The organism is Neobacillus sp. Fa239 (genome assembly GCF_055395235.1).
Window position 1 is genome coordinate 2843310 of record NZ_AP041611.1, and the last position, 12210, is coordinate 2855519.

Below are 12210 nucleotides of genomic sequence, written 5' to 3' on the forward strand. Positions count from 1 at the left end.
ATTCGGTTTTATCCTTTTTTTATAAAGAATTTCAAAACACCGTTATCTTCAACAACCTCTAACAATTCATGTCCGCTCGACTTTGCCCAAGCACTCATATCATTTCTAGCTCCTTTATCAGTAGCTTGAACTTCTAAGATTTGTCCCTTCTCCATTTCGCCCATTGCTTTTTTGTCTTAACAATCGGCATTGGACAAGCCAATCCCTTTGCATCTAATACTTTTGTAGCTTCCATTTTTGTAATCCTCCTGTTGCTTGAAATTTATCGAACTGCACAGCGGTTTGGCCCAATTTCCATTTCGCGTTGTTGTTCTAGATCGGGGGCTATTTTACCCATGTTTGTTTGACGGATCTCTTGATATGAATTTGGTTGTGGTGGTAAATTTTCTGTTACGAGTTTTCTAAACTCTTTTTCATCTGCGATGTTCAATCCATGATTTTTAGCAAACAACTTTCCTAATTTTTCTGATACACTACCGTCCGCATTTAATTCTTCGATCATCATGAAGTGGGCAGGAAGCACAATGAGTTCCTCAGATAATTCTCTGTATCGTTTATAAAGGCTTTCCCTTAAATCCCCTACCCAATCTTCTGCCATTCCGGCTAGGTCTGGTCTTCCGATTGAATCGATAAAGAGGATGTCCCCAGAAAGCAAATATTTTTCATCGACAACAAATGAAGTCGAACCAATCGTGTGACCTGGAGAATATAAAGCATGTATGTTGATTTTCGTGTCACCAATCAATACATCATTCCCGCCCACTAAAGGTTGATATTCAAATGTAACCTCTTCTGCATCCTTTGGAGGCAACCAGTAAGCAGCACTGGTTTTTTCAGCGATCATACGTCCACCAGAAATGTGATCAGCATGCAAGTGAGTATCGAAGACATGAGTGATTTTTGCCCCAATACTTTCAGCAAAATCAAGATACATAACAGTCATTCGTGTAGCATCGATAATAGCAGCCTCTTTTTTTGACACTACCATATAAGAAAGACATCCTTTTCCAATGCGAACGAACTGATAAATTTCACCTCCATCTGTTAAATCTCCAATTTTAACAGGCTCTAAATGTTCACTCCATGCCTTCATTCCACCTTTAAGGTATGAAACGGCTAAATCTTGTTCTGAAAGCATTTCAGCAATCATAATCGAGGACCCTTCTTTTGCACAAACCACTAATACCTCTTTATCAGAAGGAAGTTTATCCATGATTTCTTCCACTCCATCAAGTAGTTCAAAGTATGGTACATTTAAATACTCAAAGTTTTCTCCTTCCATTTTCCAATCTTTAAAGTCATTTTCATTTCGAACATCAAGGATAAATAATGGTTCTTTATCGAAAACTTTCTTCGTGACTTCTTGTGGTGTCATAGCATTCATTGTCATATTGAAGTTACCCCCCATGGTATATTTTTAAGTAAAAAAATATTAAAATTTATTCGTTATGAAGGCTGTTTGTTTTTCCATTCCATTCACTCATTCCAGGTACAACATTCATCACTTTATTAAAACCATTTTTAGCTAACTTTTGTGCGGCAAAATCACTACGGTTACCAGTACGGCATATCACATAGGTCTCTGTATCTTTGTTTAAATCATTAAGATGATGATCTAATTCACCTAAAGGGATTGATAGTGCATTTGGAATGTGATGAAAAGCGTATTCTGCTTCTTCCCTTACATCGAGAACTACAAACGGTTCATTGGAATTCATTTTTTGTTCAAGCTGTTCATTGGAAATAACATTAGGGTGTTTTCTTTCCATCGCTTCTTCCTCAGACGATTTTCTTAAATAGTGTTTTAATACTTCTCCTTCTTCGATTGTTCCTAAGTAATGATGTCCTGAACTTTGAGCCCACGCCTTTATATCTGCTTTTGAACCCTTATCAGTCGCTAAAACCTCTAATACTTGACCAGCTTCGATATTATTCAATGCCTTCTTCGTTTTAACAATTGGCATTGGACACGCTAAACCTTTTGCGTCTAAAGTCATATCAGTTCTAATCATTTTTTATCCTCCGTTTTATACCTCTAGGGGTATATTATTTTGTAAGAAAATGGATTAAATAAACAGATTAACATTTCCCTCTTCAGCATCTGCCAAATAAGCTGCGACACCAGCGTAATCGATTCCATCCATTAATTCTTCTTCTTGTAACCCCAACAGGTCCATAGTCATTGTGCAAGCAACTAATTTAACATCCTGTTCTTGTGCCATTTCAATCAATTGTGGAAGCGTCATTGCATTGTGCTTTTTAATCACATGCTTAATCATTTTAGGGCCCATACCTGCAAAGTTCATTTTGGAAATGCCCATTTTATCTGCACCTTTAGGCATCATCTTACCGAACATTTTTTCAAGAAAACCTTTTTTCACGTATACTTCTCCATTTTTTCTTAAGGCATTTAATCCCCAAAATGTATGAAAAATAGTTACTTCGTGATCATACGCAGCTGCCCCGTTTGCAATAATATAAGCTGCCATCGCTTTATCATAATCACCACTAAATAATACAATGGTGGTCTTTTTCTTTTGTTCTGCCATATTTCATTCTCCCTTCAAAATACCCCATTGGGTATATAATCGATTAAAAAAATATACTTTGGGGAAGTTCAATTGTCTTAATTACCCCATGGGGTATATTACTATACAAAATATATGTCCGTCAACCCAACTTATTTGGGAATAACAGACATTTATTATCTACTCTTGATCAACAACTCAACGGCCTCTCGAACAAGTTGTTCAGTTGTTTCTCCTTTTTCAATATTTTCTCTCACGCAGTGTTCAAGATTTCTACTTACAATCACGCCAATTGAGCGATCTATTGCATTTCGAGCGGCAGATAATTGAGTAACGATTTGACTACAATCTTTCCCTTGCTCCATCATGCTTAATACACCTTTTATTTGCCCCTCGATTCGTTTTAAACGATTCTTGACATCTTTATCGTATTCCAAGATTCTCACCCCTATAGATTATTTAGCTTCATGTGTGCGTCGTGGTTTGATTATATACCAGTGGGGGTATAATTTCAACTTTTCATGTATATTGGTATAAACTGAGCCAATAGAAAATGTCCTATTGGCTCAGTTATTTATTATTGATTCGCTTTTTTTACCCATTCCGCAACTGTAACAGTACGCTTTGCTTGATGTTTTACAGCGGCTTGAACATCTTCAATCATTTTTCCGTCTTGACCAACGGTAACACTTGTTCCATATGGGTTGCCCCCAGCTCCGAATGTAACCGGGTCAGTATATCCCGGAGCTGCTACAATTGCCCCCCAGTGATACATTGTGGTATATAGTGATAAAATGGTTTGTTCTTGACCTCCATGAGGGTTTTGCGCAGAAGTCATCGCACTTACTACCTTATTTACAAGTTTTCCGTTAAACCAAAGACCCCCGGTTGTATCTAAGAACTGCTTCATTTGTGCTGGCATATTTCCAAATCGAGTTGGAACGCTGAAAATAATCGCATCTGCCCATTCCAGATCATCTAATTTTACCTCTGGAACATCTTTTGTAGCTTCAACATGGCCTTTCCAAACTGGATTTCCTTCAATGACGGATTGTGGAGCAAGTTCAGGTACTTTTAAAATTCTAACTTCAGCACCAGCTTCTTTTGCCCCTTCTTCTGCCCATTTCGATAATTGATAGTTCGTTCCACCCATGCTGTAATAGATCACGGCTAATTTTACATTTGACATTGTTTCATTCTCCTTTTCAGATGAAGTTCCAAATAACTTGGATAAAAAACTCATATTTACACCTTCTTTATGATTTACTTATTCTTCATTTTTTAATTAAAAATTTTGATGCACTTCCGTCCTTTTATTCTTTGATGAATTCCTTTGTACTTCTCACAGTATCAATAGGGCGTACTAATTTTTCTATTTCTGCACGTTTAGGCTCTAAGAATGGAGGTAAAGATAATTTTTCCCCAAGTGTCTCATATGGTTCATCTCCCATAAAACCAGGACCATCTGTAGCAAACTCAAATAAAATTTGCGGTGCCACTCTTGCGTATAAGGACTCAAAAAAGTGACGATTTACATAACCGGATGTATGGAATCCATAACTGCTCATTCGTTCAATCCATTCTTCTAAAACAGAGCGATCCTCTACACGGAAAGCCGCATGGTGAACCGTCCCAAAACCTTGTCTCGCTTCTGGAAGAATGGCGTTATGTTCTACAATGACCGAGGCACCATTCCCGCCTTCCCCCACTTCAAATAAATGAAATGAGCCTTCCTGAGCAGTCTCTTTAAATAATAGAACTTTTTCCATCATTTCTTTAAAGTAATCAAAGTTCGCAATTCGAATAAATACAGGTCCTAAACCAGTAATCGCATATTCCAATGGGATTGGACCCTTTTGCCAAGGCGTACCAGATTCCACCCCTTTGTTGAATTCATCAGAAATCAATTGATATTGCTGATCATCAAAATCTACGAAAGAGAGAGTTTTCTTACCAAACTGCTCTTGGATGCCAGTATGTTTCACTTCTAATCGGTCAAAACGCTTGACCCAATACGTTAGTGCTTTATCACTTGGTACACGGAACGATGTCTTTGAAATTTCGTTTGTACCATGTACTCCTTTCGGAATGCCAGGGAAATCAAAGAAAGTCATGTCTGTTCCTGCGCTGCCTTTATCATCAGCAAAGAATAAATGATAGGTTTGAATATCATCTTGATTGACCGTTTTTTTCACTAACCGCATACCTAAAACATACGTGAAAAATTCATAATTCTTTTCTGCACTACTTGTTATAGCTGTTACATGGTGGATTCCTTTTAAATGGTTCATCATATATTCCTCCAAGATTTAATTTAAGAACAATGGTCGTAATTTTTCTTCAATCTCTTTTCGTTTTGGTTCCAAAAATGGTGGAAGTGACAGTTTTTCCCCCATTGTTTCCATTGGTTCATCTGTTGCAAATCCTGGTGTATCTGTAGATAATTCAAATAAAATACCATTAGGTTCCCTGAAATATAATGCCTTAAAGTAAAACCGTTCCACTTTCCCAGAATTCGGTAACCTGTATTCTTTCAAACGCTCTGCCCATTGGTCATATTCTTCCTCATTCGGAACACGGAAGGCAACATGGTGAACACCTCCGCGGCCTAAACGGACTCTTGGTAAATCGGTTCTGGTTTCAATATGAACTTCTGCACCACTGCCGCCTTCTCCGGTTGCATAAATCAAAATATCTGGATATTCTCCTTCAAGTGATGGATAAGAACCGGCAAATCGAAAACCCATAACTTCTGTTAAAACACCGATCGTTGGTTCTGCAATGGCGACTGTGAGGGTTACAGGTCCTAAACCAATAATGGCATGTTCCAGTGGGATGTCATTATTTTTCCAAGGGATTCCAGCTCTCACACCTTTTTCACCGTTATCGGCTACCAGTATTAAGCGAGTCCCCTCGAAATCTCTGAAAGCCAATGAATCACGATTTGCTCGTTTTTGAATCTCATCATGTTCAACCCCAAATTGTGAAAAACGTTCTTTCCAAAATAACAATGAATCCGAATTACTAACTCTAAGAGATACAGTTGAAATATCTGATGTTCCCCTGTATGTTTGCGCAAGATGAGGAATGTCAAAGAACGTAACCTCAGTTCCAGGGGTTCCTTCCGCATCGGCATAGAAAAGATGATAGGATTCTGTATTATCTTGGTTGACTGTTTTCTTAACCAATCTCATCCCTAAAATTTTTGTATAAAATTCATAATTTTTTTCCGCTTTCCCTGTAAATATTGATACATGATGTAGTCCTAAGAGTTCCATCTCCTAATCACTCCTGTCATATTCTTTCATAGCATTTAGCGCAATTGAATGACTATTTTAGAATAAAAGTGAATCTAACGCATATTGACCGGGACCCACCAAAGCGATACCAACAGCAACAGCAAGTATAGTTAGGTTATATTCATATCCATTTGATGTTGCCCACAATCCGTTTGGACCATGTACTTTTACGATAGCCATTAACATTGTCCCTGCAATCAAAATTCCTGCAAGTGGAGTTAAGAGTCCTAATGTAAACAAAATTCCGCCAATAAATTCTGCTAATCCTGCGAAAAGAGCCATCGTTACTCCTGGTTTCATGCCAATGGATTCAAACCATCCACCGGTTCCTTTCAATCCATGGCCACCGAACCAGCCAAATAATTTTTGAGCACCGTGACTCACAAATAATAAACCAATGACTAAACGAATGATTAATAACCCAATATTTATCATCTTAAAATCCTCCTAATTTTTATTTATCTCGATTTCGAGATAATATAGTAAAAAAAATGAAAGTTTACACTTTATTCCTAACTTTTTTCAAAAGCTGCACTAATGTCTCTGCCTCAACAGAATCTAATGATTCAAACATTTGATGAACAAATTCATGATATTTCGGCATGATTTCGTTCATCAATCCATTTCCGTCAGCCGTTAATGTCACATGGATCATCCGGCGGTCATCTGGGCAGGCATTTCGACTTAATAAACCTCTTTGTTCTAACTTATCTATCACATAGGTCATCGAACCGCTTGAGACCAATATGCTGTTTCCAATTTGTTGAATGGTTTGCTTTCCTTTCTGATAAAGGACCTCTAAAACAGAAAATTCTGTAATACCAAGCTTACTTTTTGCCATTTCTTCTTTTATTCGATCATGAATGGCTTTTGATGTTTGCATTAATATCAGAAAGGGCAATTTTGAACATTTCCTCTCCATTTCGTACACCCCCCTTGAAAATCTCGAATTTAATTATCTTGAATCTGAGATAATCATAATACGTGTAAATTTTTTTGTCAATAACCTTTTTTAGTTTAAGGTAGATTTAATTTTTTGTTTTTTTCTTATTATGATGCCAATGTTTCCAAATAAAATAAATTCATGCTACGACATAATCAATGTGTTTAAGTAGAGACTAAAGGAAGGCGAAGGGATTTGTTTATCCCCTATTATTTTCGTCTTTACAATGGAATGTCTTTAAAAATCGATGAGGTGAAGAGTAATGAAAACAATCTTTGGTTTAATTGTTTTCAGCATAGTTTCGTTTTCTCTGTTGGTTTGGCTTTTAGTTTTAGGTTTCCAAACTGAATCACTGGTTAATGTGTTCACGTTAGGCGGCACATTCGGTCACTGGGCTGCATATGACATCTTCTTAACATTCGGTATTCTGTTGATGCTCCTGTTGCCATTTATCGTCTTTGCATCCACTATCTTCAGAATACATTTATAGGGGAAAATTAAAATAAGCACCAAGGAAAATTAACATAAGTGGTGCCGTTGGCGAGGGTCCTGAAAAAGTTTCTTAAATTTAGGTTGTGTGTCTAAAATTGGCTGTTTAATCAACAGAGTTTATGTACCTAGACTAAATATAAAAAGGTATAATTTCTCATCGTTATGAGGATTATACCTTCTTTGCTGTATAAATATTGTATTTCTCTTTTAATATTAATAGGATGGAACTTATTTCGTCGCACATCATCCACTTATTCCATATCAGTCCAAAAAAAATCATGATTGATACAAAAAGATTCACTGACATACCTTAAGGATTACCAAACTATTCATTCATCATTTTATGGAACATTATATAAGAAACGATCATAGACGCCGCAAACATTCCTAATATTATCATCAGACCATAGTCCATTTTTACACCCCCGGCCAACTAATTTGGGACATCCTTTATAGGGAAAGATTGTTATTCCAACCAAGTATTTTTGCTTTAATTACCCTTTAATTATATAAGATTACGAAAAAATATAACCATCCACTTTCCAACTCTTTTTACCATCCATTTATCATTCAAAATAAAAGGAATCATGATATAGATCATGATTCCTAAGATAAATAAATATATCAGGTATTAAGGAAATCCAGTGCTTCCGAAAACCTTTTAATTCCTTCATGTATTGTTTCTTCATCTTCCCTTGCAAAAGTAAAACGAGCAAATCCCTGTTTTGACCCCATCGTGGAACCCGGTACATATATAACCCCTCTTTTAATGGACTCTTCCAGCAATTGAACCTCATTAAAGTCTCTTTTAATCTTGCACCAAATATGAATTCCTCCTTGAGGAATTTGAAACTCAACTTGATTCTTCAAATAATACCTTAGACTCCTAACAATTTGATCCCTTCGCTTTTCTAATTCTTTGACAAGTCCTGTGATATGTGAATGGAAATTTTTTGATTCCAAAAAATCATTTGCCATCCATTGGGTAAAACTTCCATGTCCAAAATCAATTTGTTGTTTTGCATCTGATAATCGCTCGATAACAGGCTTGGGACCAATAATCCATCCAATCCTTAACCCAGAAGCTGCAATTTTCGATAAAGAACTAATATATAGGACATTTCCATGGACATCCATTGATTTTAGGGTGGAAACGTCTTCACCAGTAAATGAGGTCAAACTATAGGGATCGTCTTCTACAACAGGAATTCCATGTTCGGAAGATATATTCAATACTTCCTTCCGTTGCTCTTCTGACATCAATGCCCCTGTTGGATTCTGAAAAGCAGGATTTAAAAATATCATTCTAATCCGATGCTTTTTATGTAATGCCAATAATTCATATGGGTTAATTCTGTCTTTATCCACTGAAAGAAAAAATGTTTTTAATCCGGCTGTTTTAAATATGGGAAGGTTGTAATGATAAGATGGGTCTTCTAAGACTACTGCATCCCCTGGTTTTAATAGGCATTGCACCACTAAGTGCAATGCCTGTTGCGCGCCAGAAGTAACTAATATCGAAGAAGGGTTTGTTTCAATTCTTCGATACTGTTTAACATGCTTAGTTATGGTCTCTCTCAGTATTTCGTTACCCTGTGGATGGTCATAGCCTAAACTTCCGATAAACGACCTGGTGGCTGTAATTTCTCTTAAGATTTTCATCGGGAAAAGATCCTCCGACAATTCTCCACTGGCTAAATTGATTAGTTTATGCTCTGTCGCTTCTTTTCGTATACGTTGTGTAACAGGTAAGTTAGGCAAAAACGATCCAGCCTCGATATATCTATTCCAGCTGGGAATACGTTTCTTAGTAATCCCCCATATATCTTTGCTGATGGTTGTCCCGCTTCCTCTAGTTCTTTGAATGAGCCCATTTGATTCCAATTCGTCATATGCGGTAACCACAGTACTTCTGTTTATATTAAGCTCATTGGCTAGAGATCTTTCAGATGGAAGTGGTTTATCCGGAGGAAATGTCCCATCTGCAATTCCATTTTCTATAAATTCAGCGATTTGTTTATATATTGCTTTTTTTGACTTGCGGTCAGGTTTCCAGTCCATACACTACAGCCCTTATATAGTGGATTTAATTCAAAATGACAATAAAATGAAGTTTCAAAAAAATAACCTATCGTCGGTATGACCATAGGTTTAGTTATGATAACAATAGCTAGCTAAAAAACTTTATATATATTGCTAGAGCAATAAAAGCTAATGGGATTACTATAGCATAAATTAAAGTTAAATTTATTGTGTTCTTTTTTGTAGAGCTTCTATAGTTTTCGTCAGCTTTCCTTGTTGCTAATAGTGTTCCCAAAAGTGCTAAGATTAAAATAATGATTACCAAAGCAATCATAACATTCATTTTTTCTACACCTCTTTATAAACATTAAGATTTTTAATAAAATTTAAAAGCCCAATGCAAGATGTCGCGAAAAGTACCTTCCATCAAACAATTGTAGACTAAAGATATGCAAAAATAACCATCCATTTTCCTTTTAATTTTACCATCCACTTTATTCGGCCTCCATTCCAACCTAGTGAAAGCAGAAGGGGCGGTAGTGATATTTGCGGAATATAACGGATTTAAAATCATTATTCCTGTTTGTCGTTAAACCTAATTAAATAATGTCCATTTAGATTAATTGAATATGGGATGAATTCGCCGGCAATTATCAAGATGAAAAGCCAGAAATTTGTGGCCATTCCCCCCAAAAAGTAGAAAAGTAAAAAAACTGGAGTCGTTTCTATCGAAATGGCTCCAGTTTTTTTAGTTTCATACTTTATATATTTCACTAAGACCCTATCACACTATTAAAAAAAGACAGACCCGACATGGGTCTATCTCTTCGACTTTATCAAACTAGAAAGTATGAGCAAGATCTTTAGCACGGGCAATAGCATTTTCTTTTATTTCCTGTGCTTTATCTGGCATTGCATTATGTCCTTCTACAAATAGCCCTTCAAAAGTCGGAATTCCAAAGAAACTCATCATTACATTTAAATAACGATGTCCCATTTCCATTTGAGCTGCAGGACCTTCAGAATAAACTCCACCGCGTGCTTGAATGTGCAATGCTTTTTTATCAGTTAGTAGTCCAATAGGTCCGTTTTCAGTATATTTGAATGTTTTCCCCGCCACTGAAACCGAATCAAGATAAGCCTTCATAACAGGAGGGAATGAAAAATTCCAAAATGGTGTAACAAAAACATATTTATCTGCGCCCACAAATTGGTCACTTAACTCGCCTAAACGGCTAACTTTTGCTTTTTCTACATCATTAAGTGTATCAAATGCCTGTCCTGATTGGAGCTTCCCCCATCCGCTAAATACATCGGCATCTATATGTGGGATGTTTTCTTTAAACAAGTCTATATGAACTATTTCATCGTTTGGATTAACTTCCTTATAAGTATCAATAAATGCTTTCCCAACCGCCATACTATACGATTGTGTTTCATTGAGTGGGTGTGCTGTAATGTACAATACTTTTGTCATTTCTTTTCACCATTCCTTTTGTTATTTGAACATTTTATTTTGAATTAAAAATAAAGGAAATAACAATTCTCAATTTCCGTTATTTTTAATTCGAGATAATCTTATTAAATAATTTACTGAATGTCAAAAAATTTGTTCGCGTTTTATTTTTTGCATATAAATCACTCCCAAATTTTATTAACAAAGCAAAAGCCCAGCAAATCCAAAGGAAATAAACATCTTGCTTTTCCTATGGAAAGGCTGGGCTATCTTTTTTAATATACTATTATTTCATTACTAACCAACTATATGATCATTAGCTAAGGATCCGTTATATATAGAGTAATGATATTAGCCCTCTTTATTGATAACTGAAATGCATAATGATCATAACGAGAATGTCATTTACCCCCAAAAAGTATCGCCATATAATTACCTTTGCATTATGAATAGTCTTAATTATACCAATTTTATTTCCAAATAATTCTAATATAATTTATATAGATGTTTTGTCAACCTTAGAATTTGAAGTATAAATGGGGTTTACAATTTTATTAATAATTTATCTATTGGTTACTTTATTATACAAAATTTCCTAGCAAAACAATTCTTTAAACTCTTTATCCATCAGTGTATTTGAGATATAATAATTAATATACAATTAAAATATTGTTACTTTTAGTATACAATTCCATAACTGGGAGGTGGTAATTTTGATAGAAAATGAATCAAAGGATAAAGTATGTTCAAAAGTCGAAGAATCGTACAATATTATCGGGAAAAAATGGATGGGTTTGATTATCCATACTCTAACGGAAGAACCAAAACGGTTTAGTGAAATCCATGCTTATATTCCTGATTTAAGTAAGAGAATGCTTAACGAACGAATAAAGGAACTTGAGGATTGCGGAATCGTCTTAAGAAATGTTATTACAGATCGCCCGGTGCGGACAGAGTATTCACTCACAAAAAAAGGTACGGAATTAGGTAGAGCTTTAAAGACAGTCGAGGATTGGGCCAACAAATGGCTATAAAGTGAAACGTCAATTCGTGTGAAAACTTCCTGACGAACCCTACGTAATTTAGATAACCTCTCCATTTTTGGAGAGGTTATTTCATACTATTTGCCCCTTGGTACGGCGAAATAAGGATTATTCCTTTTCTTCCGTTCAATCTATTTCGAAAATTTCTTAAATGCCAAAACTGCATTATGTCCGCCAAAACCAAAACCATTAGATATAGGATATTTTATTGGCATGTTAACTGCATGGTTTGGAACATAAATCGTCGCTCCTCTTTCCTTCGCATGTACATATTCTTCCAGGAATAAAACACCCGCTCCTTCAGACATGACAAAGCCATCAATTTTTAGACTTTGTTGGTTTAAGACAAACTTGCTTTGCAGACCCCTCTGTCCTTGATAGGGCTTATATACTTATAAATAAATTCCAACCATCTAATTCGATGCTT

Annotated in this window: 13 protein-coding genes and 2 pseudogenes; 1 reads left to right on the top strand and 14 read right to left on the bottom strand. The window is 35.9% G+C overall.

Annotated elements, in window-relative coordinates:
- Nucleotides 1–8: 8 nt before the first annotated feature.
- The 13 genes and pseudogenes from ACZ5XR_RS13730 to ACZ5XR_RS13790 all read right to left on the bottom strand — a co-directional run bounded on the left by ACZ5XR_RS13730 (nt 9) and on the right by ACZ5XR_RS13790 (nt 10761).
- Nucleotides 9–235 (bottom strand): annotated as a pseudogene (locus tag ACZ5XR_RS13730) (sulfurtransferase TusA family protein).
- A 27-nt stretch (nt 236–262) separates the two neighbouring features.
- The gene (locus ACZ5XR_RS13735) at nt 263–1390 is read right to left on the bottom strand and encodes an MBL fold metallo-hydrolase (RefSeq protein ID WP_464502171.1); all 1128 of its coding nucleotides are present in this window, start codon (nt 1388–1390) and stop codon (nt 263–265) included.
- 49 nt (nt 1391–1439) lie between these two features.
- On the bottom strand, nt 1440–2012 hold the full coding sequence (locus ACZ5XR_RS13740) for a sulfurtransferase TusA family protein (RefSeq protein WP_464502172.1): 573 nt from the start codon (nt 2010–2012) through the stop codon (nt 1440–1442).
- A 54-nt stretch (nt 2013–2066) separates the two neighbouring features.
- A complete protein-coding gene (locus tag ACZ5XR_RS13745) occupies nt 2067–2549 on the bottom strand; it encodes a DsrE/DsrF/DrsH-like family protein (RefSeq protein WP_464502173.1) in 483 nt (160 codons plus the stop codon).
- A gap of 155 nt (nt 2550–2704) precedes the next feature.
- Nucleotides 2705–2965 (bottom strand): metal-sensitive transcriptional regulator, encoded by a 261-nt coding sequence (locus ACZ5XR_RS13750; protein ID WP_464502174.1) that lies wholly within the window; start codon nt 2963–2965, stop codon nt 2705–2707.
- 140 nt (nt 2966–3105) lie between these two features.
- Nucleotides 3106–3771 carry an NAD(P)H:quinone oxidoreductase gene (gene wrbA, locus ACZ5XR_RS13755; protein ID WP_464502175.1) on the bottom strand — a complete coding sequence of 222 codons (666 nt, stop codon included), beginning with the start codon at nt 3769–3771 and terminating at the stop codon, nt 3106–3108.
- Nucleotides 3772–3841: 70 nt separating this feature from the next.
- Nucleotides 3842–4819 (bottom strand): ring-cleaving dioxygenase, encoded by a 978-nt coding sequence (locus tag ACZ5XR_RS13760; protein WP_464502311.1) that lies wholly within the window; start codon nt 4817–4819, stop codon nt 3842–3844.
- A gap of 18 nt (nt 4820–4837) precedes the next feature.
- On the bottom strand, nt 4838–5806 hold the full coding sequence (locus tag ACZ5XR_RS13765; RefSeq protein WP_464502176.1) for a ring-cleaving dioxygenase: 969 nt from the start codon (nt 5804–5806) through the stop codon (nt 4838–4840).
- A 57-nt stretch (nt 5807–5863) separates the two neighbouring features.
- Nucleotides 5864–6262, bottom strand: coding sequence for a DoxX family protein (locus ACZ5XR_RS13770; protein WP_464502177.1), 399 nt, complete (start codon nt 6260–6262; stop codon nt 5864–5866).
- A 64-nt stretch (nt 6263–6326) separates the two neighbouring features.
- Nucleotides 6327–6749 carry a MarR family winged helix-turn-helix transcriptional regulator gene (locus tag ACZ5XR_RS13775; protein ID WP_464502178.1) on the bottom strand — a complete coding sequence of 141 codons (423 nt, stop codon included), beginning with the start codon at nt 6747–6749 and terminating at the stop codon, nt 6327–6329.
- Between the two features lie 1137 nt (nt 6750–7886).
- Complete coding sequence (gene pdxR / locus ACZ5XR_RS13780) at nt 7887–9323, bottom strand: MocR-like pyridoxine biosynthesis transcription factor PdxR (protein ID WP_464502179.1); 1437 nt, start codon at nt 9321–9323, stop codon at nt 7887–7889.
- A gap of 109 nt (nt 9324–9432) precedes the next feature.
- Nucleotides 9433–9627 (bottom strand): hypothetical protein, encoded by a 195-nt coding sequence (locus ACZ5XR_RS13785; protein WP_464502180.1) that lies wholly within the window; start codon nt 9625–9627, stop codon nt 9433–9435.
- Nucleotides 9628–10125: 498 nt separating this feature from the next.
- A complete protein-coding gene (locus ACZ5XR_RS13790) occupies nt 10126–10761 on the bottom strand; it encodes an FMN-dependent NADH-azoreductase (RefSeq protein ID WP_464496832.1) in 636 nt (211 codons plus the stop codon).
- Between the two features lie 692 nt (nt 10762–11453).
- Between ACZ5XR_RS13790 and ACZ5XR_RS13795 the strand changes: the two genes are divergently transcribed.
- Nucleotides 11454–11774 carry a winged helix-turn-helix transcriptional regulator gene (locus ACZ5XR_RS13795; protein WP_464496833.1) on the top strand — a complete coding sequence of 107 codons (321 nt, stop codon included), beginning with the start codon at nt 11454–11456 and terminating at the stop codon, nt 11772–11774.
- Between the two features lie 140 nt (nt 11775–11914).
- Here ACZ5XR_RS13795 and ACZ5XR_RS13800 read toward each other — a convergent pair.
- Nucleotides 11915–12103, bottom strand: a pseudogene (locus ACZ5XR_RS13800) (hypothetical protein); the annotation flags it as partial.
- Between the last annotated feature and the right edge of the window lie 107 nt (nt 12104–12210).